The organism is Microbacterium sp. AC215, from assembly GCF_979258645.1.
The window spans coordinates 749,716-774,430 of sequence record NZ_OZ409869.1 but is presented as its reverse complement, the minus strand read 5'-3'; the positions used below and the strand labels follow the sequence as shown (position 1 = coordinate 774,430).

22 protein-coding genes, 2 tRNA genes and 1 pseudogene are annotated in these 24,715 nt (G+C 68.0%); 12 read left to right on the top strand and 13 right to left on the bottom strand.

Annotation, left to right across the window (positions count from 1 at the left end):
* The first annotated feature begins 16 nt into the window (after positions 1–16).
* The 5 genes and pseudogenes from ACZZZF_RS04045 (at position 17) to ACZZZF_RS04025 (ending at position 5,089) form a co-directional block, all read left to right on the top strand.
* Positions 17–1,060: a 3-isopropylmalate dehydrogenase gene (locus ACZZZF_RS04045; protein ID WP_463497154.1), complete on the top strand. Its 1,044-nt coding sequence runs from the start codon at positions 17–19 to the stop codon at positions 1,058–1,060.
* 60 nt (positions 1,061–1,120) lie between these two features.
* Positions 1,121–2,221 carry a branched-chain amino acid aminotransferase gene (locus ACZZZF_RS04040; protein ID WP_053099091.1) on the top strand — a complete coding sequence of 367 codons (1,101 nt, stop codon included), beginning with the start codon at positions 1,121–1,123 and terminating at the stop codon, positions 2,219–2,221.
* 78 nt (positions 2,222–2,299) lie between these two features.
* Positions 2,300–3,075 (top strand): annotated as a pseudogene (locus ACZZZF_RS04035) (fumarylacetoacetate hydrolase family protein).
* The gene (locus ACZZZF_RS04030) at positions 3,072–4,328 is read left to right on the top strand and encodes an MFS transporter (RefSeq protein WP_187249546.1); all 1,257 of its coding nucleotides are present in this window, start codon (positions 3,072–3,074) and stop codon (positions 4,326–4,328) included. Before ACZZZF_RS04035 ends, ACZZZF_RS04030 begins: the two are co-directional and overlap by 4 nt.
* The gene (locus ACZZZF_RS04025; protein WP_463497151.1) at positions 4,325–5,089 is read left to right on the top strand and encodes a class I SAM-dependent methyltransferase; all 765 of its coding nucleotides are present in this window, start codon (positions 4,325–4,327) and stop codon (positions 5,087–5,089) included. The genes ACZZZF_RS04030 and ACZZZF_RS04025 overlap by 4 nt, the downstream gene beginning before the upstream one ends.
* A gap of 87 nt (positions 5,090–5,176) precedes the next feature.
* Here the strand turns inward: ACZZZF_RS04025 and ACZZZF_RS04020 are convergent, their stop codons facing one another.
* Positions 5,177–6,421 (bottom strand): acyl-CoA dehydrogenase family protein, encoded by a 1,245-nt coding sequence (locus ACZZZF_RS04020; protein WP_463497149.1) that lies wholly within the window; start codon positions 6,419–6,421, stop codon positions 5,177–5,179.
* Positions 6,422–6,594: 173 nt separating this feature from the next.
* On the opposite strand from ACZZZF_RS04020, the gene gltX reads away from it, so the two are divergent.
* Together gltX and ACZZZF_RS04010 are read left to right on the top strand one after the other, a co-directional pair.
* A complete protein-coding gene (gene gltX / locus ACZZZF_RS04015; protein ID WP_056278639.1) occupies positions 6,595–8,100 on the top strand; it encodes a glutamate--tRNA ligase in 1,506 nt (501 codons plus the stop codon).
* 149 nt (positions 8,101–8,249) lie between these two features.
* Positions 8,250–8,321: transfer RNA gene (locus ACZZZF_RS04010), tRNA-Gln, on the top strand.
* A gap of 51 nt (positions 8,322–8,372) precedes the next feature.
* Here ACZZZF_RS04010 and ACZZZF_RS04005 read toward each other — a convergent pair.
* Positions 8,373–9,194 carry a hypothetical protein gene (locus tag ACZZZF_RS04005; protein ID WP_072591174.1) on the bottom strand — a complete coding sequence of 274 codons (822 nt, stop codon included), beginning with the start codon at positions 9,192–9,194 and terminating at the stop codon, positions 8,373–8,375.
* A 194-nt stretch (positions 9,195–9,388) separates the two neighbouring features.
* Here ACZZZF_RS04005 and ACZZZF_RS04000 point away from each other — a divergent pair, with 194 nt between their 5' ends.
* On the top strand, positions 9,389–10,348 hold the full coding sequence (locus ACZZZF_RS04000; protein WP_431739069.1) for a DNA topoisomerase IB: 960 nt from the start codon (positions 9,389–9,391) through the stop codon (positions 10,346–10,348).
* Positions 10,349–10,354: 6 nt separating this feature from the next.
* Here the strand turns inward: ACZZZF_RS04000 and ACZZZF_RS03995 are convergent, their stop codons facing one another.
* Positions 10,355–11,212, bottom strand: coding sequence for a 3-hydroxyacyl-CoA dehydrogenase (locus ACZZZF_RS03995; RefSeq protein ID WP_463497147.1), 858 nt, complete (start codon positions 11,210–11,212; stop codon positions 10,355–10,357).
* Positions 11,213–11,247: 35 nt separating this feature from the next.
* Positions 11,248–11,694, bottom strand: coding sequence for a MarR family winged helix-turn-helix transcriptional regulator (locus tag ACZZZF_RS03990; protein ID WP_463497144.1), 447 nt, complete (start codon positions 11,692–11,694; stop codon positions 11,248–11,250).
* An 82-nt stretch (positions 11,695–11,776) separates the two neighbouring features.
* Here ACZZZF_RS03990 and pepN point away from each other — a divergent pair, with 82 nt between their 5' ends.
* Positions 11,777–14,260 carry an aminopeptidase N gene (gene pepN, locus ACZZZF_RS03985; RefSeq protein ID WP_463497142.1) on the top strand — a complete coding sequence of 828 codons (2,484 nt, stop codon included), beginning with the start codon at positions 11,777–11,779 and terminating at the stop codon, positions 14,258–14,260.
* Here the strand turns inward: pepN and ACZZZF_RS03980 are convergent.
* Positions 14,257–15,135, bottom strand: coding sequence for an aminoglycoside phosphotransferase family protein (locus tag ACZZZF_RS03980; protein ID WP_463497140.1), 879 nt, complete (start codon positions 15,133–15,135; stop codon positions 14,257–14,259). The two genes, pepN and ACZZZF_RS03980, sit on opposite strands and share 4 nt — an antisense overlap.
* Position 15,136: 1 nt before the next feature.
* Positions 15,137–15,775, bottom strand: coding sequence for an MBL fold metallo-hydrolase (locus ACZZZF_RS03975; protein WP_053095878.1), 639 nt, complete (start codon positions 15,773–15,775; stop codon positions 15,137–15,139).
* A 153-nt stretch (positions 15,776–15,928) separates the two neighbouring features.
* On the opposite strand from ACZZZF_RS03975, the gene ACZZZF_RS03970 reads away from it, so the two are divergent.
* A tRNA-Glu gene (locus ACZZZF_RS03970) sits at positions 15,929–16,001 on the top strand.
* A 52-nt stretch (positions 16,002–16,053) separates the two neighbouring features.
* On the opposite strand, the gene ACZZZF_RS03965 is transcribed toward ACZZZF_RS03970, so the two are convergent.
* The 4 genes from ACZZZF_RS03965 to ACZZZF_RS03950 form a co-directional block, all read right to left on the bottom strand.
* Positions 16,054–17,301 carry an MFS transporter gene (locus ACZZZF_RS03965; RefSeq protein WP_463497137.1) on the bottom strand — a complete coding sequence of 416 codons (1,248 nt, stop codon included), beginning with the start codon at positions 17,299–17,301 and terminating at the stop codon, positions 16,054–16,056.
* Entirely contained in the window at positions 17,298–17,846 is a 549-nt protein-coding gene (locus ACZZZF_RS03960; RefSeq protein WP_072591187.1) for an ArsR/SmtB family transcription factor, read from the bottom strand. The genes ACZZZF_RS03965 and ACZZZF_RS03960 overlap by 4 nt, the downstream gene beginning before the upstream one ends.
* Positions 17,847–17,923: 77 nt before the next feature.
* The gene (locus ACZZZF_RS03955; protein ID WP_463497136.1) at positions 17,924–19,003 is read right to left on the bottom strand and encodes a DUF4349 domain-containing protein; all 1,080 of its coding nucleotides are present in this window, start codon (positions 19,001–19,003) and stop codon (positions 17,924–17,926) included.
* On the bottom strand, positions 19,000–19,557 hold the full coding sequence (locus ACZZZF_RS03950; protein ID WP_056278648.1) for an RNA polymerase sigma factor: 558 nt from the start codon (positions 19,555–19,557) through the stop codon (positions 19,000–19,002). The genes ACZZZF_RS03955 and ACZZZF_RS03950 overlap by 4 nt, the downstream gene beginning before the upstream one ends.
* A 247-nt stretch (positions 19,558–19,804) precedes the next feature.
* Between ACZZZF_RS03950 and ACZZZF_RS03945 the strand changes: the two genes are divergently transcribed.
* On the top strand, positions 19,805–20,809 hold the full coding sequence (locus tag ACZZZF_RS03945) for a TerC/Alx family metal homeostasis membrane protein (protein ID WP_053095882.1): 1,005 nt from the start codon (positions 19,805–19,807) through the stop codon (positions 20,807–20,809).
* Between the two features lie 51 nt (positions 20,810–20,860).
* On the opposite strand, the gene ACZZZF_RS03940 is transcribed toward ACZZZF_RS03945, so the two are convergent.
* Positions 20,861–21,454, bottom strand: a complete 594-nt coding sequence (locus ACZZZF_RS03940) for an LON peptidase substrate-binding domain-containing protein (protein ID WP_463497133.1) — start codon at positions 21,452–21,454, stop codon at positions 20,861–20,863.
* A gap of 36 nt (positions 21,455–21,490) precedes the next feature.
* Here ACZZZF_RS03940 and ACZZZF_RS03935 point away from each other — a divergent pair, with 36 nt between their 5' ends.
* Positions 21,491–21,988 carry a DUF427 domain-containing protein gene (locus ACZZZF_RS03935; protein WP_400340948.1) on the top strand — a complete coding sequence of 166 codons (498 nt, stop codon included), beginning with the start codon at positions 21,491–21,493 and terminating at the stop codon, positions 21,986–21,988.
* A gap of 17 nt (positions 21,989–22,005) precedes the next feature.
* Here the strand turns inward: ACZZZF_RS03935 and ACZZZF_RS03930 are convergent, their stop codons facing one another.
* Positions 22,006–23,319, bottom strand: a complete 1,314-nt coding sequence (locus ACZZZF_RS03930) for an LLM class flavin-dependent oxidoreductase (protein ID WP_230100556.1) — start codon at positions 23,317–23,319, stop codon at positions 22,006–22,008.
* Positions 23,316–24,611 (bottom strand): O-acetylhomoserine aminocarboxypropyltransferase/cysteine synthase family protein, encoded by a 1,296-nt coding sequence (locus ACZZZF_RS03925; RefSeq protein ID WP_463497131.1) that lies wholly within the window; start codon positions 24,609–24,611, stop codon positions 23,316–23,318. The genes ACZZZF_RS03930 and ACZZZF_RS03925 overlap by 4 nt, the downstream gene beginning before the upstream one ends.
* Positions 24,612–24,715 lie beyond the last annotated feature (104 nt).

The window sequence follows — 24,715 nt, the reverse complement described above, 5'->3', positions numbered from 1 at the left end:
CGATGCAAGGAGTGTCATGTCGCGTGTCGTGAAGCTGGCCGTCATCCCCGGTGACGGAATCGGCCCAGAGGTCGTCGCCGAGGCCGAGAAGGTCCTCGACGCGGTCACCGCATCGAGCGATGTGACGTTCGACAAGACGCGCTTCTCGCTCGGCGCCGCCCGTTTCCTCGAGACGGGCGACACTCTCACCGACGATGATCTGCAGTCGATCTCCGAACACGACGCGATCCTGCTCGGCGCGGTCGGCGGCACGCCAGGAGACCCGCGCCTGAAGGACGCGAACATCGAGCGCGGCCTGCTGCTGAAACTCCGCTTCACGCTGGATCATTACGTCAATCTGCGTCCGTCCAAGCTCTTCGCCGGCGCCTCGGGCCCGCTCGCGAGCCCCGGCGAGATCGACTTCGTCGTCGTCCGCGAGGGCACTGAGGGGCCGTACGTCGGCAACGGCGGCGCGATCCGCAAGGGCACACCGCACGAGGTCGCCAACGAGACGTCGGTGAACACTGCATTCGGTGTCGAGCGGGTCGTGCGATACGCGTTCGATCTCGCCGAACGTCGCAGCAAGAAGATCACACTCGTGCACAAGACGAACGTGCTCGTGCACGCCGGCGCCATCTGGCAGCGCGTCGTCGACGAAGTCGCGTCCGAGCATCCCGACGTGTCCGTCGACTACCTGCACGTCGATGCCGCGACGATCTTCCTCGTCACCGATCCCTCGCGCTTCGACGTGATCGTCACCGACAACCTCTTCGGCGACATCCTCACCGATCTCGCAGGCGCTGTCACCGGCGGCATCGGACTCGCCGCATCGGGCAACATCAACCCCGACGGCACCTTCCCGTCGATGTTCGAGCCGGTGCACGGCTCGGCTCCCGACATCGCGGGGCAGCAGAAGGCCGACCCCACCGCGGCGATCCTGTCGGTCGCGCTGCTGCTCGACCACCTCGGACTCGGAGCGGAGGCCGCTCGAGTGAGTGCCGCCGTCGAATCCGACATCGCGACCCGCACGGGTGCGCGCACGACCGCGGAGATCGGCTCCGCGATCGCTGCTCTGCTCTGACCGACAGGCGTAGGCTGAGACGGCGCGAGGATGCGCGCCGCATGAGGAATGGATGACGAGATGACGACCATCGACGCCGAGACCACCGTGGCTCCGCTGGAGTTCGCTGTGACCAAGAACCTGACCGCCGCGACGCCCGGTCGGGTCGCCGAGGTTCACGAGAACCCGGGGTTCGGTGTCGTGTTCACCGACCACATGGTCGACATCTGCTGGTCCGTCAAGGGCGGATGGCACCGACCGCGCGTGCAGCCCTACGGACCCATCCCGCTCGACCCGGCCGCGTCCGTGCTGCACTACGCCCAGGAGATCTTCGAGGGAATCAAGGCCTATCGTCACGCCGACGGCTCGATCCACACGTTCCGCCCCGACCGCAACGCGGCACGACTGCAGGCCAGCGCGCGTCGACTCGCGCTCCCGGAGCTGCCCACCGAGTACTTCATCCAGTCGCTGCGCGAGATCATCGCGGTCGACGGTCGCTGGGTTCCCTCAGGTGCCGACCAGAGCCTGTACCTGCGTCCGTTCATGTTCGCCAAGGAGGCCTTCCTCGGTGTTCGCGCGGCTCAGAAGGTCGCGTACTACGTGATCGCCAGCCCAGCCGGAGCGTACTTCACCGGGGGAGTGAAGCCCGTGCGGATCTGGCTCTCCGAGGACTACGCCCGTGCCGGCAAGGGCGGCACCGGCAAGGCGAAGACCGGCGGCAACTACGCCTCGAGCCTGCTCGCGCAGAGTGAGGCGAGCGCGAAGGGCTGCGACCAGGTCGTGTTCCTCAACGAGCAGCGCAACGTCGAGGAGCTCGGCGGCATGAACGTCGTGTTCGTCTTCAAAGACGGCCGCGTCGTGACGCCCGAGTCCGACAGCATCCTCGAGGGGATCACACGCGATTCGCTGCTGCAGCTCGCCGAAGACCGCGGCTACGCGGTCGAGAAGCGTCCGATCTCCATCGACGAGTGGCGCGAGGGTGTGGCCTCAGGCGACATCGTCGAGGTCTTCGCCTGCGGCACCGCCGCCGTCGTGACTCCCATCGGTGCTCTCGTCGGCGAGGGCTTCGATGAGCCGCAGCCGCTCGGCGAACTCGCCCTGTCGCTGCGCGAAGAGCTCACCGACATCCAGTACGGCCGCCGTGAGGACAAGCACGGCTGGCTTCTGCGGCTCGACGCCTGAGCCTTCGTACTCTCGAGACCCCGCTGCGCTTCCGTGCAGCGGGGTCTCGTCGTGCAGCACGCTGGATAGGCTGGTGGCATGAAGATCGCCCGATTCAGCCATGACGACGCCATCCTCTTCGGGATCGTCGATGACACCGACCTCGTCGTCCTCTCGGGCGATCCGCTCTTCGCGGGCTACGAGCCCACGGGTGACCGAGTGCCGATCGCGGACGCGGTGATCCTCGCTCCGGTGATCCCGCGCTCCAAGATCGTCTGCGTCGGCAAGAACTACCACGATCACGCCGCCGAGATGGGGGAGTCGCCCCCGAGGAGCCGCTGCTGTTCCTCAAGCCCAACACCGCCGTCATCGGCCCAGGAGACGCCATCGTGCGCCCCTCGATCTCGGAGCAGACAGAGTACGAGGGTGAGCTCGCTGTCGTGATCGGCAGGGTCGCGAAGAACGTGAAGGCCGCGGATGCCCTCGATCACGTGCTCGGCTACACGATCGCCAACGACGTCACCGCGCGTGACCTCCAGCGCAAGGACGGTCAGTGGGCTCGGGCGAAGGGCTTCGACACCTTCTGCCCTCTCGGCCCGACCATCAGCACCGACTTCGACCCCTCGGTCGCGACGATCGAGACCCGCGTCAACGGCGAGGTGCGGCAGAAGGCGCCGCTCACCGACATGATCCATTCGGTCGAGGCGATCATCGAGCATGCTTCGGCGGCCTTCACGCTGCTGCCCGGCGACGTCATCCTCACGGGTACGCCGGCAGGTGTGGGGGAGTTCGTCGCCGGGGACACCGTCGAGGTCGAGATCACCGGACTGGGTATCCTGCGCAACACCGTGCGCGACGCCGTGCGCGCATCATGACCGGCGTCGCCCTCACGGCTGCTCAGCAGGCGGCGGTGCAGCGGCGAACCGTGCTGGTTCTCTCCACAGGGCAGGTACTGGGCGGGATCGCCTTCGGGGCGACGGTGTCTCTCGGCGCTCTGCTTGCGGCTGACATCTCGGGCAGCGACGCCCTCTCGGGTCTCGCGACGGCGTCGGTCACCCTCGGCGCCGCGCTGTGCGCCATCCCGCTCGCGCGCCTGGCTGCCAAGGTGGGTCGACGCCGAGCCCTCACCTTGGGAAACCTCTTCGCACTCGTCGGCATCGCGGTGGTGATCCTCGCGGCGTCGGTGCGGGTGTTCCCGCTGCTGCTCGTCGGCATCCTGATGATCGGCGCCGGCAATGCGGGCAATCTGCAGTCGCGGTTCGCCGCGACCGACCTCGCCGCACCACAGCATCGCGGAAGGGATCTCTCGATCGTGGTCTGGGCGACCACCATCGGCGGTGTCGCTGGGCCGTTGCTGCTGGGGCCCGGGGAGATCGTCGGGGCGGCGATCGGCATGCCGCCACAGACCGGTTCCTACGCCTTCTCGTTCGTCGCTCAGTGCGTCGCGCTCGTCCTGTACCTCGTGGCGCTCCGCCCCGACCCGCTTCTGGCAGCGCAGCGGCTCGCCTCGGCGGCCGCGAAGGCGACGGGCGCCGTCGTCGCCGACCGACCTGTGGTCGCGCGCTACGCGATGTTCGCGGTGGCCGGTTCGCACGTGGTGATGGCCTCCGTCATGGCGATGACCCCGGTCCACCTCGCCCATATGGCGCACGGTGCACACGGCATGGCGCCCACCCCGGCCGATGTCTCGGCTCTCGTGGGCATCACGATCGCCCTGCACGTCGGAGGCATGTACGCGCTGTCGCCCGTCTTCGGCATCCTCGCCGACAGATGGGGCCGGCTGCGCGTGGTTCTGCTGGGTCAGATCCTTCTCGGCGGGGCGCTCGCCTTCGCCGTCTTCGCGAACGATCGGGAGTGGGGCGTGATCGTCGCTCTCATCCTGCTGGGACTCGGATGGAGCGCGGCGACGGTGGCAGGGGCTGCGCTGCTGACCGAGTCGAGTGCCCCCGAGATCCGCACGCGCAGGCAGGGCCGCAGCGATTCGCTGATGAGCCTCTCGGCCGCAGCAGGCGCTGTGCTCGCGGGTGTGGTGCTCGCGAACTTCCAGTACGCAGGGCTCGGGATCGCGGCATCGGTGATCGTCATCGCCATCGTCGCGCTGTCGCCGCTCGGCCGCTCGCGCGGATGAAGGACTGGGCGGGCACCGGGCGCGCATACGCCGACTCCTACGCGTCGCTCTGCGTCGGGACCGCGGAGGCCCTGCTCGGAGCGTTCGGAACCCCTGGGAAGCGGACGCTGCTCGACGTGGGGTCGGGCACAGGAATGCTCACGGCCGCATTCGCCGATGCCGGCTGGGATGCGACCGGATGCGAGCCCGAGCCGACGATGCGAGACGTCGCGCTGCGCGAGCATCCCGAGATTCCGGTGCGCGACGGAACGCTGCCTGACCTGTCTTTCGAGGACGGCCAGTTCGACGTCGTCGTGGCGAACTTCGTGCTGAACCACGTCGCCGACCCCCGAGCATCCGCGGCGGAGCTCCTCCGCGTCTCCGTAGATCTGGTGTCGGCGACGATCTGGACGAACTCGCCCACCTGGCTCTGGCGGGAGGTGTGCGAGCGTGCGGCACTCATTCCTGCGACGGGGGAGCGACTGCCGCCGGAGAGAGACTTCGAGCGCACCGTCGACGGCTTCGCGAGGATGCTCGACGACGCGGGCTGGCCGCGCCCGCAGGTGTCTGAGATCACCTGGACGTGGTCGGCCGATGCGACTGCGCTGTGGGCGTCCGCCGAGGGAGGCGTCGGGGGAGCCGGTCAGTTCTACCGTGCGCTCGACGACGCCGGTCGGCGCTCGTTCCGCGCGGCCTTCGAGTTAGTGTGCGCCGAGCGGTCGATCGCCGGACGCCTGCCGCTGGCGCATTCTGCGGCGGTCGCCGTCGCGCCGCGAGGCTGAGACCGCCCAGGGCAGAATGCCCAGGGCTCCCCGGTGCCACGACCGCCTCCGTGAGCGCGGCACCGAGGAGCACCTGAATCGCGGCGATCAGGTGTACCAGGTCGGCTCAGGCACCTCGTTGCGCAGCACGTAGTCGCCGACCTCCCGCTTCTTGTACGCGATCGGGTCGTGCAGGCTGTGCGTGCGCAGGTTGCGCCAGAAGATGTCGAGGCCGACCGAGTTGGCCGAGGCCCTGGCGCCGGTGAGCTCGTAGATCTTCGTGGCGACCTCCAGGCCGTCGTCGACGATGCGCAGCTTCCCCGCCGCGATGCGCACGGCGATCTCGCCACGTCGACGTGCAGTGAGTTCTTCGCGCGGGGCGTGCAGCACCGCACTGATCTCGGCGCCCACGGCATCGAGCAGCGCTTCGTCGGCCCACAGCTTCGATGCCAGCTCGCCATAGCCTTCGAGCAGATACCACTCGTCTGTCGCGTGCTGCTTGTCATCGCCGCCGTACGGCCACGGGCGGGTCACAGATCGCGTGTAGGCGGATGCCGTCTGGAGGGCACCCTGTGCGATGCCGAGGTAGAAGTTCGCGAAGACGAGCTGGATGGTCGGCACGTTCAGAGTGTTGTAGGTCAAGGGGCGGAACACCCGGTCGACGAAGCCGGCTGCCGCCGACCAGGGGACTCGGACGTCGCGGATCTCGACCGAGCCCGATTCGGTGAGTCGCTGCCCCAGGTTGTCCCAGTCGTCTCCGAAGACGATCCCCTCCTGAGCCGTGGGGACGATCGCGAAGATGTGCGTCTCGGTGCCTTCGAGGACGCCTTCGAGGACGGTCAGGTCCGAGATCTGGCCGCCCGTCGAGAAGGACTTGCGCCCGGAGAACACGAGATCATCGCCGTCTTCGCGGATCACCAAGTCGGAGTCGCGCGGGTTGACCGCGCCGCCGAAGACGAAGTCGTTCGCGGTGTACAGCTCCTCGACCGCGGCGATCTGCTCTTCGGTTCCGACGAGACGGGCCGCCCACGCCCAGAGGTAGTGATACCCGAGAACCTGTCCGATCGACCCGTCGCCGCGGGCCACCGCCCTGATCACCTTGTAGGCGGTGTCCCAGCTCCCACCGGCGCCGCCGTGGGCGCGAGGGCCGAGCAGGGTGACCAGCCCCGAGTCCTTGAGCAGCTGGACCTCGGCCCGAGGGGTCGCATTCGCGCGGTCCCGCTCGACGGCGTCCACCGCGAGGATGTCGGCCACCTCCTCGGCGCGGTCGATCCACTCGAGGCTCGTCTGAGGTCTTGGCGTGCCGCGCCAGCGATCGCTGAGGCCTGTGGTCACTGCATCCGTGATTGTCATGTTGTCACCCTTCCGGTTGGTCGATGCGGCAACGATAGGAGCGCGTCGGCGTCGAATGCGGGTTGTTACCCAGGGTGAGGGACTGTTACCCACGGTGACCCCTCCTGAGCGGCCCGCGACCGCTGGCGATCGGGGAGGTCGAGACGCCACCCGGCAACTAGAATCGAGGGGATATGGCTACCCCGCACCCCCTCACCACGACCGCCAGCGGCTCCGACGTACGCGTCCGCTTCTGCCCCTCGCCCACCGGACTGCCGCACGTCGGCATGGTCCGCACGGCCCTCTTCAACTGGGCGTACGCCCGCCACAACGGCGGGAAGATGGTGTTCCGAATCGAGGACACCGACGCCGCGCGCGACAGTGAGGAGAGCTTCCGCCAGCTCGTCGACGCTCTGACCTGGCTCAAGATCGACTGGGATGAGGGCGTCGAGGTCGGTGGGCCGCATGCCCCGTACCGCCAGTCCGAGCGTCACGACATCTATCGCGGCGTGATCGACAAGCTCCTCGCCTCCGGCGCCCTGTACGAGAGCTTCTCCACGGCGGAGGAGATCGACGCCCGCAACGAGGCGGCCGGACGCGCGAAGCAGCTCGGCTACGACAATCACGACCGGGATCTCACGACCGAGCAGAAGGACGCCTTCCGCGCGGAGGGTCGTCAGCCGGCACTCCGACTGCGCGTGCCGGACGAGGACCTCACCTACGTCGATCTGATCCGCGGTGAGGTGACCTTCCCCGCCGGTTCCTTCCCGGACTTCGTCGTGGTGCGTCCGAACGGGATCCCGCTCTACACGTTCGTTAATCCCGTCGACGACGCGCTCATGGGCATCACGCACGTTCTGCGCGGCGAAGACCTGATGCCCTCCACGGCTCGTCAACTCGCGCTGTACGCGGCCCTGATCGATGCGGGCGTCACCACGTTCGTCCCGCGGTTCGCTCACATGCCGCTCGTGCTCGGCGAGACGGGCAACAAGAAGCTCTCCAAGCGCGACCCTCAGGCGGATCTTTTCCTGCACCGGGATCGCGGATTCATCCACGAGGGGCTGCTGAACTATCTGGCGCTGCTCGGCTGGTCCATCGGTCACGACCGCGATGTCTTCACGCTCGAGGAGTTCACCGAGGCGTTCGACATCGTGGACGTCAACCCGAACCCGGCTCGGTTCGACCAGAAGAAGGCCGAGTCGATCAACGGCGACCACATCCGCAAGCTCGACGAGAAGGACTTCGCCGAGAGGACGATCCCGTACCTCGCGGCCGCCGGCCTCTTCGACGAGCCGACTCACGAAGAGCTCGTGCTCGCCTTCCGGGTCGCCCCGCTCGTGCAGGAGCGCGTGCAGCTGCTCGGCGACGTGCCCGGCATGGTCGGCTTCCTCTTCTCCGACGACGTCTCGTATGACGCCGACGCGCTCAAGGGGCTCCCTGCGAACGCCGGCGAGGTGCTCGACGCGTGCGTGGTGGCTCTCGAGCCGGTGACCGACTTCACGCCCGAGAAGATTCAGGAGGCTCTCGCAGCGGCGCTCGTCGAGAGCCTCGAGCTCAAGCCGCGTGTCGCCTACGGTCCTCCGCGTGTCGCGATCACGGGACGCCGCATCTCGCCGCCGCTGTTCGAATCCATGGAGCTCCTGGGCAAGGACGAGTCGCTGCGACGGCTCCGGTTGCTGTCGGAGTTCCTGGCCGGCTGAGACGGCCTGGTCGACGAGGGAGAGTCGCCGATGAGTGCTCTCCCTCGTCATCTCCGCCCGCGACGCGCCCGGACGAACGGCGGCGTTTTGGCATTAGGGCCGCGGCTCGGGTAAGCTTGACTCTCGGTGCGAGACTCCGGTTTCGCCCTTGGGGTATGGTGTAATTGGCAACACGGCGGTTTCTGGTTCCGTTGTTCTTGGTTCGAGTCCAGGTACCCCAGCAAGACAAAACCCCCGCTCAGGCGGGGGTTTTGTCGTTACCGGGCGTGTGCCTATTCGCACTCTCCGATGAATCCGAGGTAGCACACCGCTTCGTGCGTGACGGCCGGCTCGTAGTCGTCGTTCGACACCTGACGTGTATCGATCTCAGGCGTCCGGTGAAGGCTGCCATAGCTGCCGAGCGTGGCCACGAAGTAGCCGTCGCCGTCCTGCGCCTTCATCTCGTCTATCGCCGCGCTGTACTCGGCGCACAGGCGGGTCGCGCTCTCGGTGAGCTCGACATCGACGCAGGCTGCCGTGTAGGTCGCGACCATGAGGTTCGTGCAGTCCGTCCAGTCCTGGTTCACGCTGCAGGGGTTCACGTCGTCCATCGTGACGTCGTAGCGCCCGGTCTCGTACTCCTCGCTGCGGAAGGTCTCTGGCTGCTCGGGTACATCGGTCTTGGTCCAGTGTCGCGCCGTGGCGAAGGCGAAGATCACGACGATCGCGGCGATGAGAAGGAGCGCGCCCACGATCGAGAGCGCCACCCAGAGACCGACACGCCTCTTCTGACCCGGAGGGCCGTCGGGCGCGGCCGTGTATCCCGGGTACACCGGCGGGCCTGCTGGCGCCGGGGCCTGCGTGGCGTACACGGGCGCCGTGTCGTATGCGGGAGGAGGTGCGTCGTACGCCGGAGGAGGTGCGTCGTATGCGGGGCCCGTGGGCGGCGGGGGAGCGGTCGGCTGGGTCGACACCCAGTAGGCGTACCAGCTCTGAGCGGACGCGGTGTCGTCGGCCACCTGTCGGGCTTCGAGGTCGGTGAGCTGCAACCCGAGTGGGGCGCGCAGATCTGCACGGGTCAGGGACGCACGGAACTCCTCGAATGACATCGCCATAGTCACGAGGATGGCAGACCATCGGGTGCCCGGACAATCCGATCGGCGCGATGCCGCTGCCGACGGAGCATGCCGTCCGGAGGGAGATATCGCCTAGCAGAGCGCGCCCGTGTCGCGCCATGCCCTTCACTGCCGTCGCCGGGCCGGGCATCGTGATCGCAGATGCCCGACGCGGCATGACAGGGAGGATGCCAATGGCACTCACGAGAGTCGTCCCCGGCGAGACGCCGGGAATTCGACGCGTGCGATCGGGCTCCGGCTTCCGATACGTCGATGCCGGTAACACGCCCGTGGCCGAGGCCGATCGAGAGCGCATCCGGGACCTCGCGATACCTCCCGCGTGGAAAGACGTGTGGATCGCCGCCGACCCCCTCGCTCACATTCAGGCGGTCGGCACAGACGATGCGGGCAGACGTCAGTATCTCTACCATCCCCTCTGGCGCACCGGCAGAGATCAGCGCAAGTTCGCCCGGGCGCTCAAACTGGCCGAGGCGCTGCCCGCCGCCAGGGCGAAGGTCACCCGTGCCATCGGTGAACCGGGACTGACACGTGACCGCGCCCTCGCCGTCTCCTTCCGGCTGCTGGACGACGCTGCACTGCGCATCGGCTCGGAGCGTTACCTGGTGAAACACGGCAGTCGCGGCCTGAGCACGCTTCGGCGACGGGACGTGCGGATCGACGGGAGTACGGTCGCGCTCAGCTTCCCTGCGAAGAGCAAGCAGCTCGCCTCGATCGAGATCACCGATGCGCCGCTCGCCGAGGCGCTGTCGGAGTTCGCCGTCGGTTCGCCGAAGGCTCCGCTGCTCGCCTATCGCAAGGGCCGTCGCCGGGTGCGCCTCACCTCGAGCGAGGTCAACGACTATCTACGGCAGGTGGCGGGATCGTCGTTCACCGCGAAGGACTTCCGCACGCTGCACGGTACGATCCTCGCGGCGGACGCGCTGGCGCGGATCGGCCGACTCGAGACGAAGACCGATCGACGGCGCGCCGAGCGCCTCGCTGTGCAGGCCACGGCGTCGGCGCTCGGCAACACTCTCGCGGTCGCCCGAGGGAGCTATATCGACCCGCGGGTCTTCCGGCTCTACGCGCGCGGTCGCACTCTCGACCTGTCGGTGTCGCCGGAGACTGCCATCCGCAAGCTCCTCGGGCGGTGAGGGGCGTCAGCTCTCGCGAGGGTAGGTGTAGAACCCCTCGCCCGTCGCGACCCCCAGCTTGCCGTGGTCGATGTACCGCTCCTTGAGCAGGTCTGCGAAGCGCTGCTGCTTCTCGCCGCCCATGCGCGAGATGTTGTAGGCGGTCGTCAGACCGACGATGTCGTAGATCTCGAAGGGGCCTGCCGGCGCGCCCGTGCCGATCCGCCAGGTCGCGTCGATGTCCGCGGGCTCGGCGATGCCGTCGACGAGCAGCTCGGCCCCGGCCTGGAGGAAGGGCACGAGCAGCGAGTTCAGCAGGTAGCCCGCCTTCTCCTTCTTGATCTGGATGGGGACCATCCCGATCTGCGTCGCGAACTCGACGACCGTCTCGTAGACGGTGGGGTCGGTTGCGGGGGTTCCCATGACCTCGGCGGTGTTGTGCGACCAGATCTCGTTCGCGAAGTGGAGGGCGAGGAACCGGTCGGGGCGACCCGTCGATTCCGCGAGCGCGCTCGGCAGGAGGGTCGAGGAGTTGGTCGCGAAGATCGTGGTCGCCGGTGCGGCGTCGGCGAGGGTCCGGTAGATGCTCTGCTTGAGTTCGAGGTTCTCGGGCACCGCCTCGATGATGAGGTCAGCTGCAGCGGCTGCATCCGCGAGGTCGGACGTGAGCCGGATGCGGTCGATCGCGGCTTTCGCGCCGCCGTCAGCGGCATTCTCCACGCCGTCTGCGATGTAGCGCGAGGCGAGACCCTCGAGTCGTTCGGCCGCGCGATCGAGCGCGGACTGATCGATGTCGTATGCGACGACGTCGAAACCGTGGAAGGCGGTCTGGAACGCGATCTGCGATCCGAGCACGCCGGTGCCGAGAACAGTGATGTTCTTCATTTCTCTTCTTCCTCTGGTGGCCTTGTGGGCCGTGGTCAGGCTTGTTCGTCGCCTCTGTCGAAACGCCGGAGATCATGCGCGAAGCGCTGCACCTCGTCATCCGTCCACTGCGCGAGATGGGCGTCGATGACGTCCTGCAGCGATCGCAGTGTGCCGCGGAATGCCTCTTCGCCCTCGGCGGTCAGCTCGAGCGGTCGGCCGCGTCCGGAGTTCGAAGGGGTCTCCTGCACGAGGCCGAGAGACATGAGTGCGGACAGCTGACGCGAAACGGTCGAGCGGTTCAGCCGGAACATCCGGGCGATGTCCGTCGACCGGATCCCGGGCTGATCGGCGATCGCCATGACGATGGACTGGTCGGTCATCGAGAGCGTCGGCTCTCCCGCGCGGGCGTCGACCAGGCCGCGCCGCGTGATCGCGACGAGCGACTTCAGGACGGCGGCGCTGTCGGTTCGGCGTTCGTCTGACCCAGTCTCATGTTGCATAGCGCAACTCTACGCTCTTCTGTTGCGTGAGGCAACGTACGTAGGTTCGGCAGGGCGGGAACGCGGATGAAAGGATGGAGGCATGGACACAGCCAATCTCTCCCGAGAGGAGACCGCGGCGCGATCCGCCGCCGTCTCCGTGCGCAGCATCCGCGTAGAACTCGACCTCACGGGTGCGCCGGAGCGGGCACGCAGCGGGTTCTCCACGACCACGACCCTGGATTTCACCGCGACGGCGGACTCGACCTGGGTGGACTTCATCGGAGAGAGTGTCGAGAGGGTCGTCGTCAACGGCGTGGACCGCGATGTCGTCTACGACGGGTCGCGCATCGAGCTGAGCGGCCTCGGGACCGAGAACGTCGTCCGTGTCGAGGCTGTCGCGAGCTACAGCCGATCCGGCGAAGGCCTGCACCGGTTCCACGACCCGGTCGATGACCGCACCTACCTCTACACGCAGTACGAGCCCGCCGACGCGCGACGGGTGATGGCCTGCTTCGAGCAGCCCGACATCAAGGCGCCCTACACGTTCGTGATCGATGCTCCGGCGGGTTGGCAGGTGCTGTCGAACCAGGCGGCGGTGAGCGTCGACGCCGGCGTCGGCGTGCAACGTGTCGAGTTCGCTCCTACGCTCCCGATCTCCAGCTACATCACGTCCATCGCGGCGGGACCCTACGCTCGAGTCGACGGCGAATGGCAGCGCGACGATCAGCGCATCGCGCTGGCTCTGTTCGCGCGACAGTCCCTCGCGCAGTACCTGGAGTCGGACGAGATCCTCGAGATCACCCGACAGGGTCTCGATTTCTTCACCGACGCGTTCGCCTACCCCTATCCCTGGGGCAAGTACGACCAGATCTTCGTGCCCGAATACAACCTCGGCGCGATGGAGAACCCCGGCCTCGTGACATTCACAGAGTCCTACCTGTCGCGAGGGGCCGCCACGGATGCCCAGCGTGCCGCTCGCGCGAACACGATCCTGCATGAGATGGCGCACATGTGGTTCGGCGACCTGGTCACGATGAAGTGGTGGGACGACCTGTGGCTCAAGGAGTCGTTCGCCGACTACATGGGTTCGCACGCCTCGGCGGTGGCGACGCGCTTCCACGACGCCTGGGTGAAATTCGCTGCGAACCGCAAAGCGTGGGCGTACCAGCAGGACCAGTTGCCCACGACGCACCCGATCGTCGCGGACATCCCCGATCTCGAGGCGGCGAAGCTGAACTTCGACGGCATCACCTACGCCAAGGGTGCCGCCGTGCTCAAGCAGCTCGTCGCGTTCGTCGGCGACGAGGCGTTCTTCGAGGGCGCGCGGCGGTACTTCGCGGCGAACGCCTTCGGCAACACGACCCTCGACGACTTCCTCGTGCAGTTGAGTGCGGTCTCCGGGCGGGACATGACCGATTGGTCGCGTGCCTGGTTGCAGACCACCGGGGTCTCGACGCTGTGGGTGGAGCGGGATGCCGACGGCGGCGCCGCCGTCATGCAGAGCGACCCTCGGCCGCACCGCCTGCGCATCGGTCTCTACGATCGTGTCGACGGGAGGGTCGTTCGTCGCGATCAGATCGCGCTCGACATCGACGACGAGCGGACACCGGTCGTCATCCCGGCTGCGGATCTCGTGCTCCTCAATGATGACGACCTCACCTATGCCAAGGTGCGTCTCGATGACGCCTCTCTGGCGACGGTGCGGGAATCACTGTCTTCGCTCGACGATCCTCTCGCCAGGGCTGTCATCTGGTCATCGCTCTGGAACGCCACCCGCGACGGCGAGCTCGCGGTCGCTCGGTACGCCGAGATCGTTCGTGCCCACGCTCCGCGGGAGTCGAACATCGGCCTTCTCGCCGGCATCCTCGCGAATACGCTCTTCGCGATCCGCAACTACGCGAGCGATGACGCGCGACAGCGTGAGTTGACAGCATGGGTCGAGACCGCGTGGACTGCGCTCCAGGCATCCGATGCCGGTAGCGATGCACAGCTCTCCTGGGCGCGTGCGCTCGCATCGGCATCAGCTTTCGACGATGTGCGTGCAGAAGACATCCGCGCGATCCTGCATGGCGATGCCCCCGACGGGCTCACGATCGACCCGGATCTGCGGTGGCAGCTCCTCACCGCCCTCGTCACCACGGGACACGCGGATGCCGATGCGGTGGCCGCGGAGCTGGAGTCCGACGACACGGGCAGCGGACGCACCGCTGCCCGCAGGGCCCTGGCCTCGCGTCCCGAACCGGACGTCCGGGCTGCCGCCTGGGACGCGGCGTGGAACGACGGATCGCTCAGCAACGATCATCTCGACGCGGTGATCGGCGGGTTCCGAGCCGGAGGACGCCGCGATCTCATCGAGAGGTTCGATGCCGAGTACTTCGGGCGGATCGGCGATGCGTGGGCGACACGGAGCATCGAGCTGGCGCAACGCCTCGTGGTCGGACTCTTCCCCGCCTCGCCCACACTCGATGCCGTGGATGCCTGGCTCGCGGACAACGACACGGCGCCCGCCGCTCTGCGCCGGATCGTCATCGAACAGCGCGACCACCTGGCGCGAGCTCTGCGCGTTCGAGCCGCGCAGAGCTAGTCCTCTTCGAGCGCGTCGGCCGTGCTCACTCCGACGGCGAAGTACTCGGGCCTGTCATCGCTCTGAGTCATCAGGACGAGGGCGATGTACGCCGCCCAGCCTCTCGCGCGGGTCCAGGTGGCGTCGTCGTAACGCTCCCTCGTCGCTCGCCGGAATGCCTCTCGGCCGCAGGCGTCGAAGAGCATCCAGGCCGAGGCGAGGTCGTAGGCGGGGTCGCCGACCGTGACATCGCCGAAGTCGATGAGCGCGGTGAGCGTGCCGTCGGCGACGAGCACGTTGCCCGGGTGCAGATCGCCATGGATCCAGACCTGCTCCGATGCGGGCGGCGCTGCGAGTGCCGCGGCCCAGGCGTCGCGCAGTGCCGTCCGGCGGTCGAACGCGTCCAGACGTGGCCGAATGGCGGCGTCTCGAGTGGACAGGGCGCGTCCGCGCACCGGGTTGCGGGGAGCATCGACCGGCGCGGCCACGTGCAGCGCGCGCAGGGCGTCCGCGAGTCGGGGCGCCCAGGTCGCGTTGTCCGGGCGGGAGGAGGCGAGCGCCGTCGTTCCGGGGATCCAGGGCAGAACGGACCAGGGTCGCGGAAAGTGCGCGCTCGGCTCGCCCACGATCACGGGGACGGGCGCACGGAGGCCGACGGCGGCGAGAGCCGGCCCGATCGTGCGCAGGGCACGCTGCTCGTGGGTGATGAGCGGTACCGAGAGATCGCGTCGAGGCAGCCGCACGGCGAGTTCGGAGCCGAGGCGCCACATCGAGTTGTCCCAGCCGTCGGCGAACAGCCTCAGCGGAAGCTCGGCGAGGGCGGGGTCCGTGCTTCGGAGGAGATCTCGTACGCCGCCCTCGTTGAGCGAGTACTCGGCAGAGGGGGAGTCCGCCACGTCAGATGTCGAGCGAGTCGCCCGGTTCGAGTATCGAGAACTCGCCGCCGCCCTGCTCGGTCGCCCACTGCAGCCGCTGCCGGTGCATCGTCTTGCCCGCGACGGAAAGCGTCATGTCGTGAGTGCCGAACGCCCGCCGTGGTTTCACGGCCAGGACGTAGTCCATGGCCTCGCCGATCTTCAGCCACGGCGCGCCGAGCGGTGCCGCGAGAGTGCCGACCTCGACGCCCTCGGGGATCGCGTACGAGTCGCCCGGATAGTAGAAGACATCGTTGATCAGCACGCCGACGTTCTCGACCACCGGCAGTGACGAGTGGATCACCTCATGCGTGCCGCCGAAGAAGCGGAGCGTGAACGCACCGACCTCCACCGTCTCGCCCGGAGCGACCACGGAGATGTCATAGCCGTCGGCGGCGCGCGCGACGCCCGCCGGGGCGTAGATCGGGGTGCCGGGGGCTGCGCGCAGGATCCGATCCAGGTGCTCGGGGGTCCAATGGTCGGGGTGCTCGTGAGTGATCACGACAGCGACGAGACCCGAGAGATCGTTCAGGGGAGAGGTGAACGAGCCCGGGTCGAGGAGAAGGACGTCATCGCCCTGCTGGATGCGAAGAGCGGCATGTTCGAATTTGGTGACGCGCATGAGATGAGTCAACTCCTTCAGGGGCGCCGTGGCAAACCCCTCGGCAGGTGCGCCACGCCCGGGATCTGAAGACCGCCCCGCTCGATTTGGCGACGTGAGAATCGTCGTGGCATACTTGAACAGTTGTCGCGGCACGGAAACGTTCCGCCAGACGGCCCCATCGTATAGCGGCCTAGTACGCTGCCCTCTCACGGCGGTAACGCGGGTTCGAATCCCGCTGGGGTCACAACAAGCGAAAGCCCTCGGTTCTCCGAGGGCTTTCGTCGTCTCCGCATCCATCATGTGGGTCCGACGGCTGTACGCAGCGACATGCTCCGGAACGCGGGGTTGGCCAACGGCGCCACCATCGATGCCGTCATCGCTCCACCGAAGAGGGCGAAGGGAACCCAGAGCGCGGTGGTCGACGCGAGCAGACCGAACGCGGCCATCGCGAGCGGCATCAGGCAGTCGTCGCCCAACCGGGTGATGGAGCTCATGCGGCCGAGGTACGCGGTGTCGACGGTTGCCGAGAACGTGGCGCTGAGCAGCACCGATGCGTAGCCGGCGGTCGCACCGATGACGAAGGCAGCGACTCCGACACTCCACGCGGGACCCCAGCCGAGTGCGACGATGGCCAATCCCTGCAGCATCAGAGCACGGAATCCCGCGCGTGCCTCGCGCCGAGGCCGCCACCTGGCGACGGACACGGCGCCGATCGCCGCGCCGAGTCCCAACAGAGCTTCGAACAGCCCTACAGCCGGCGCGCCCCAGCCTTCGTCGTGTGCTCGGAGCGCGAGGCCGATCCCGACGGCCGGACCGACCGCGAGGTTGAGCCCCGAGAGGGCGATGACGAGCGTGCGGGTGGTCGGATGTGCGCCGAGGTGGGCGAATCCACCCGCGATGTCGCGAAGAGCGGACTGTCGGTCTGCCCGTGCGAGCAGGAACCGCGGTCTGAGCCAGATGGCGATGAACGCGATGACGACGGTGAAAGTCACCGCGTTCACCGCCGCGCTTCCGACGAGGCCCGCGGACGCGACGATCACACCGCCGACGGCCGCGCCAGCCATCGTTCCGAGTCGCGATGCGGTCTGCGAGAGAGCGCCGTAGGACGGCAGGTCAGCGGCTCGCACGAGCTGGCGGGCGACGGTGCCCGCCGAGGGCTCGTAGAAGGCGTCGCAGACGCCGAATGCGATGGCGGCGAGGAGGAGCACACCCACGGTGGGCGGCGCGGAGAGCACCCAGAGCGCCACCGTCACGAGAACGCCCACCCGGACGGCGTTGAACAGCATCATCACTCGGCGCGCGTCCGCGCGGTCGGCGATCATGCCGCCGAACAGCAGGACGACCGCACGAGGCAGAGTGCCGGCGGCGACGATGAGTCCTGCGACCGCAGGCGAGGCCGTCTGCACGGCGGTCCACGCCAGCGCGATCGTCCACAGGGCGTCGCCCGCGTCCGAGAGCGCCTTGACGAGGATCCACGCATGCACTCGATGGTCTCGTCGGAACGCCGGCGGCTCGACGAGCTGCACAGGGTCTGCGGCGGTCATGGTGTCGTCGGGAAGGCGTGCGCGAAGAAGAAGATCGGTGTCCGCTGCTGCCCGTCTTCGAGATCGACCGAGTCGCGCCAGTCCTTCAGCGTCGCCGACAGCCTCGAGCTGAGGTCGCGCAGCTCGTCCGGCGTCGCCCAGGCCGTGGTCTCGGTGTTCGAGGCGTCATAGCCGGCGACGGCCGGATCATCGTGCCGGCGCTGCCAGCGTTGGAGGCGCTCGATCTGCATCCGGATGCTCTGCCGTTGCGCTTCGCGCGCCAGAAGCGCGTCGGCGGGGGAGTCCGCGAAGTCTTCCGCCGACCAGGTCAGGCCGCGACGGGCGATCTTCCACCAGCTCGTGCGCCGGTCGCCCGACGGGTCCTCGGCGCGCTCGACGAGGCCCGCCCGCTCCAGCATCCGCAGATGATGGCTGATGCTGCCGACCTGCGCATCGAGCGACCGGGCGAGTGCCGTGACCTGCGATGTGCCGTACAGCAGCAGGTAGTCGTAGATGCGTCGGCGCAGCGGGTGGTGCACGGCGGTGACGACCGAGATGTCTTCCATGAACGTCACGTTAGAACCGGTTCCCGATTCTCACAAGAGTTCTTGTATACCCCGGAAATCCGAGATTTAGGGTGATCTCAGGTGTCGGTACCCGCCGCGTCGGAGCCTCGACGACCGCGGCGTGCTCGGCGGACGCCCCATATGATCAGCACGACCAGCCCGGCCACGGCGAGCCACGGAAGCAGGAATCCGACAGAGACCACCAGGGCGTTCAGCGAGACCACGAGCCCGTTCCATCCCGCGACGAGCCCATCGGAGAATCCTGCGGGATCGGCCGTCGTCGGCGCGGCGGTGCGGGTCAGCTGCACCGAGAGACTCGACATCGCGACCTGGCCCTCGAGCGAGGCGAGCTGCTGCTCGTACGACTCGAGCTGCGCCTGACGATCGGTCAGCGCCACCTCCGCCTCGATGAGCTCCGCGACGGTGCCGGTCTGGGACATGAGCTCGCTGAGTCGCTGGACGGATGCCCTGGTCGCATCGATGCGCGCTCGCAGATCGATCGCGGTCGAGGTCACATCCTGCTGCGCGATGGAGGAGGAGAGCACCTCGCCGGATTCGGTGAGCTCATCGATGACGGCGGGAAGTTCCGCCGACGGCACGCGGATGCTGATCCAGCCGTACTCCGAGTCCGCGGCGACAGGATCGGAGGAGGCGTCCACGGCAGGGGTCCCGCCGATCTCGGTGCTCTCGACGTAGCCGCCATGCGACTCTGCGAGTGCCCCGATGGCGACCGCGGCGTCCGAGACGTCCTTCACCTCCACCGTGGCGTTGGCCGTGGCGATGATCTCACGATCACCCGCTGCGACATCTCCGGCGACCGCGCCCGACTCGGCTGACTCGGTCAGAGCCGAGGGCGCGCTCTGGTCGACGGCGCCCGAGCGAGCGTCCTCGACGACAGTCACGCCCCCGCCGTCGGCCGAGCTCGTCGCCGAACCGCCGACCGCGGTGAGGATGGGCGGGGTGATGAGGACGCCGATGACGAACGCCGCGGCGATGCCGGTGCCGGTGAGCCACCGACGACGACGAACGCGACCGCGCTTCTCTGCAGGCGACTGCCGCGGCAGCTCGGCGGCGATGTCCTCGAACACGGCTCTCTCGATGCGCTCCACTGCGGCATCGGTGAGCTCGGGCAGTGGCTCGGTGGAGGTGTCGTTCATGCGTCGCTCGCTTCCTTCACGGCACCACGCAGTCGGGTGCGGACTCGGGAGAGACGGTTCCGGACGATGGCGTGGCTCACGCCGAGCTCCTCGGCCGCAGCCTGGTAGGCGTAGCCTTCCGCGGCGCAGAGGCGGAAGATCGCGCGATCGAGGTCGCTGAGGGTGCCGACCTCGGCCGCGATCCGCTCTGCGAGGTCCGCGGTGATCACCTGCTCCTCCACGCTGACCGTCGAGGGAAGGGTCTCATCGACCGCATCCGCGGTGTTGGCCTGGTCGCGTCTGCGCTGGCGCAGGCGGTTCGCGGCCTGGAAGCGGCAGATCGTCGCGAGCCACGGGAGGATGGAGTCTCCCTGCAGCTCGAACCCCGGCAGCTTCCGCCACGCCGTGACGAAGGTCTCCTGAGTCACGTCCTCGGCATCCGCGGCGGCGCCGACGATCCCGTGTGCGATCCAGTAGACCGGGCGGGCGTACGCGCGGTACAGCTCGCGGAAGGCGCTCTCGTCACCTGCCGCGGCCCGCGCCGCCACTCTCTGGTCACTCGTCTGCACTGGCATCCCGATTCCGTTCGGTGTCTCTCACCCAGGAAGTGTCGGTCGACGCCCCATCGTCTCAGATCGGTGCCGGCGGCATCCGCAAGCGTCTTCGACTCCGCTACCATTGCTGAGGCGAGAGGGAGTATCCCGCAAGCGCATCCACCGTCATCACGAGCACCGACATCGCTGCTCCGGTCGTGCGACGCACTCTGTGCGTGGGAGAGACTTTCGGCGTTTTTCCGACCCTCCCGAAAGGTGCTGTACGCCCTTGGAAATCCCTGTCTGGTTCGAGATCACCTCGATGATCGTCCTCACGATCATCCTGATCGGCGACCTGCTTCTGATCCGACTTCGCCCCCACATCCCCTCGACCAAGGAGTCGACCCTGTGGGTGGTGTTCTACGTCGGACTCGCGCTGCTCTTCGCGGTTCTTCTCGGAAACGTCGCAGGCTGGCGAAACGCCGGCGACTTCATCACCGGCTGGGCGCTCGAATACAGCCTCTCGATCGACAACCTCTTCGTCTTCGTGCTGATCATGGCGCAGTTCGCGGTGCCGCGACGCCTGCAGCAGCAGGTGCTGATGGTCGGCATCATCATCGCCCTCGTCCTCCGCGGAGCGTTCATCCTCGTCGGCGTCACGATCGTCGAGCACTTCTCGCCGATCTTCTACATCTTCGGTGCCTTCCTCATCTACACCGCGATCAAGCAGGCGATGCCCGAGGGCGAGCACGAAGACGATGTGAAGAAGGAGAACTTCATCGTGCGCCTGCTGCGGCGCCGCATCGACATCAGCGAGGAGTACGACGGCTCGAAGCTGCGCACGACCGTCGACGGCAAGCGCATGTGGACGCCGATGGTCATCGTGTTCATCACGATCGGCGTCACCGACCTGATCTTCGCGATCGACTCGATCCCGGCGATCTTCGAGATCACCACCAACGGGTTCCTCGTCTTCGCCGCGAACATCTTCGCGCTCATGGGTCTGCGCCAGCTCTACTTCCTGCTCGGTGATCTGCTCGATCGTCTGCGCTACCTCCACTACGGGATCGCGGTCATCCTCGGATTCATCGGCATCAAGCTGATCCTTCACGCGCTGCACGAGAACGAGCTGCCGTTCATCAACGGCGGTCAGCATGTCGAGTGGGTTCCCGACATCGACAACATGGTGTCGCTGGGCGTCATCGTCGTGGCGATGACCGTGGCCACCGTCGCCAGCCTCATCGCCTCGTCTCGGGAGAAGCGGGCGCAGCGGGTCAGCCCGACGGTCGAGTGAGGCGGTCGCTCTCCGCGGCGCCCGCGATTCCCGCGACGAGCAGGAGACGTGTCACTCCGCTGTCCAGAGCGCCTCGGCGTCGAGCGTGAAATCGATCACCTGACGCAGCAGAGCGCCCACCGTGCTGGACTGCAGCAGCGTGTACTGGTCGTATTCGCCCAGCGGCGCGATGGCGGCGAGCTGCCAGGCGGCCGCGAGCGGTTCTTCCGACAGCTCGGTGTCGGCGTCCCAGGGCGAGTCGGTGCGTGCCAGCACCCGGCGCACGATCGCCTCGGCTTCGGTGCGCAGGGGGGTGAGTGCGTCGTTCCAGGTCAGCTCGGGCAGCGGGGTCACCTCTGCGCGCGGGTAAGGAGCTTCGTCGAGCCACTGGTCGACGGTGAAGCGTGCCGTGCCGACCGCCAGGCTGTGCAGCACCTGGGCATCGGCCGCCACGCTCACCAGGCGCGCCATCGTGCCGATTCCACTGCGGCGGTCGCCACCGCCGACCTCATGTCCGCGCTCGATGAGCACGACGCCGAACTGAGGGTCGTCCTCGTCGAGCAGCTGTCCGATCATGGTGAGGTACCGCGGCTCGAACACGCGGAGCGGGAGCGGGGTGTACGGGAAGAGCACCGACCCCAGCGGGAACATCGGTATTTCTGACATGGCCCCAGTCAACACCGTGCGACGTACAGTGAACAGATGCGCAGACCCCGCCCTCTCGTGCCCTCGCCCGGTCAGGAATCCGTCTGGGACTATCCTCGACCGCCGAAGATCGAGCCCGTGGCTGCGCGCATCACCGTCCGCCTCGGCGGCCAGCTCATCGCCGACACGCGCGACGCGGTGCGAGTCCTCGAGACGAGCCATCCTCCCGTGTACTACCTGCCGATCGCCGACTTCACCGCGGGCTCGCTCTCTGACGCGCCGGGCTCCTCGTTCTGCGAGTTCAAGGGAGCCGCACGCTACCTCGACGTGCGAGGTGGAGCGCAGACGGCGGCCGGGGCCGCCTGGAACTACCCGAATCCCTCTCGAGGTTTCGAGATGCTGGCAGACCGGGTCGCCGTCTATGCGGGTCCGATGGACGAGTGCACGGTGGGGGACGAGGTCGTCACACCGCAGCCGGGCGGGTTCTACGGCGGGTGGGTCACGTCGACGGTCGTCGGCCCCTTCAAGGGTGCACCCGGCACCCTGGGCTGGTGACCCTGCTCGCCTACGCGTCAGAACGCGCGGAGGTTCGCCTGCAGCCCTCCGTCGACGTAGTCCCGGCGCAGGATGCCCCGGCGTCGAAGAACGGGCACGAGTTCATCCAGCGTCCGATGCAGCGTGACGGGGTGGAAGTCGCCCCACAGCAGGACGCCGTCGTTGCCCCACTCGCCGAGCTCTTCGATCAGATCTGCGAACTCCTCGGCAGTGCCGACGAAACCCGAGCGATCGGAGATGCGGCCCGTCCGAGCGAGCGCGGCGAGATGGACTCGCAGAGGAGCATCGTCTCCGCGGTCGCCGATCAGGCGCTGGATGCTCCCGCGCGAGACGTGCTCGCCGAAGATCTCGAGGTCGAGTGGTCTGTCGAGATCGAGCGAGGTCAGATCCGTCTCGAGGTCGCTGGACTGCTTGCGTGCGATCTGTACGAGGGTCGCGTCGTCGGGATGCGCGGAGGCGGCGACGATTCGGTCGGCCTCCTCGGCGGATGATGTGATCACCGGCTGGATCGCGAACAGGATCTTGATGTCGTCCGGCGAGCGTCCGGCGGCGATCGCCGCATCGTGGATCTTCGCTCGATAGGCACGCACCGAGGCCTCGTCCAGCGGCGCGAGGGCGAGCTGCACATCGGAGTTGGCGCCGGCGAATCCGAGGCCGCGGCCGGACCCGCCGGGGGAGACGATCGACGGCTCCCCGTCGGTGAACGGCACGGCGTTCAACGGGCCGTCGAAGTCGAAGTGCGTTCCGCGGTGCTGCACGGAGCGCAGCGTCGATCCGTCGGCGAACACGTCGGTCTCGCGATCGCGGACCAGCGCACCGTCGTCCCAGCTGCGCCAGAGCGAGCGGATGCCGGCGAGCCATTCTTCGGCGCGGTCGTATGCCGCATCGTGCCCGAGCTGTTCCGCGGCGGAGAAATGTCGCGCACTGCCGGTGTCGGTCACCACGTTGAGCCCGAGGCGGTGGCCACTGAGGTGCTGAAGCGTGGAGAACTGCCGAGCCGCGGTATACGGCAGGTACGCCGCCGGGTTCACGGTGGGCACGACCCCGAGATGCCGTGTCGCCTGGAAGAGGTAGGGCGCGAGCAGCAGCGGGTCGTGCTTGGGGCCGCCGAAGGCATGGCGCACCCGGAGGTCGATGGTGTCGGGCGAGCCGAGCGACGGCGCGTCCTCGATGATGAGGAGGTCGAAGCCTGCCTGCTCGAGCGTGCGAGCCGCCTCCTGGTAGATCTCCGGACGGGTCCAGTCGTAGTCCCAGTCCAGCGACGGATAGCCCCACCCCTGCGGGCCGAAGCCGCGTGCCAGGAACCACCCGAAGTGCTGGGGCCTGGTCATGAGACGGCCTCCCGTGCGGGTTCCAGGACTCGGGCCAGGTCGCCGAGGAGGTCGGCGACGTCTTCGATGCCGACCGACAGCCGCAGGGTTCCCGGCTGCACTCCGAGGACGTCTCGCTCCTCGGGCGTGCGATGCGAGTGGCTGGTGGTCGCGGGGTGCAGCACCAGCGAGCGCACGTCGCCGATGTGGGTCATGTGCGTGAACACGTCGACGCTCTCGACGAAGTCGCGTGCGGCGTCGAGGCCCCCGCGGAGCGTGAAGGTGAAGATCGAGCCGTACCCTCCCGAGAGGTACCTCTCGGCGAGGCCGTGGTCGGGATGCGTGTCGAGGCCGACGTAGTCGACGCTCTCGACCGCTTCCTGCGCGGCGAGCCAGCGGGCGATCTCGAGGGCGTTCCGGGACTGCCGCTCGACCCGCAGACCGAGGGTCTCGGCGCCCTGTCCGATCAGGAACGCGTTGAGCGGCGACGGGGACGCGCCGAATCGCGGAGCGACGGACTCGCGCGCGTAGGCGATGCGCGCGTTGCCGCCATGACGCGAAGCCACGCTCGGGAACCCGCCGCGCCCCGGCAGAACGAGATGTGGAGCGTTGTGCCCCGCCTTCGCCGGGTCGAAGCGACCGTCGTCGAGGATCACGCCGCCGAGCACCGACCCGTGACCGGCGAGGAACTTCGAGGCGGAGTGCACCACCATGGCGGCGCCGTGCTCGAGCGGCCGGAGCAGGAACGGCGTCGCGAGGGTGTTGTCGACGATGAGCGGGATGGCGAACGCGTCGGCGACCGCGCTCACCGCGGAGATGTCGAGGATGTCGTTGCGCGCGTTCGCGATGGATTCGCCGAACAGCGCCCGGGTGGTCGGGCGGATCGCACCCCGCCAGGCGCCGGGGTCGGCGATGTCGTCGATGAACGTCGTCTCGATGCCGAGGCGAGCGAGGTTGTCGAGCAGAAGCCCTCGCGTGCCTTCGTAGATGTGCGTCGAGGAGACGATGTGATCGCCCGCTCCGGCGACGGTCAGCAGTGCGGTGACGACCGCGGCCTGGCCGCTGGCGACGAGCACGGCCTCCGCGGCGGATTCGAGTGCGGCGAGCTGGCGCTCGACGGCGTGCACCGTCGGATTCCCCGTGCGCGTGTATCCGAACCCCGCGCCGGTGCCGAAGTGGTCGGCGGCGTGGTCGAAGTCGTCGAACTCGAAGCCCGCCGTCAGGTAGATCGGCGTCGCCCTCGACGATGCGGGCCCCTGATTGCGGGCCGCGTGGACCGCTCTCGTGGCGAATCCGGTGCTGTCGTCGGTCATGCGGGTGCCTCTCGAAGGTGCGGGTGACAGTAGCGTGTCACGCGGAGACTCCGGGCGCTGAAGCGGTGGTAATCTGACGTCATGCGGATCGTGCTCCTTCTTAG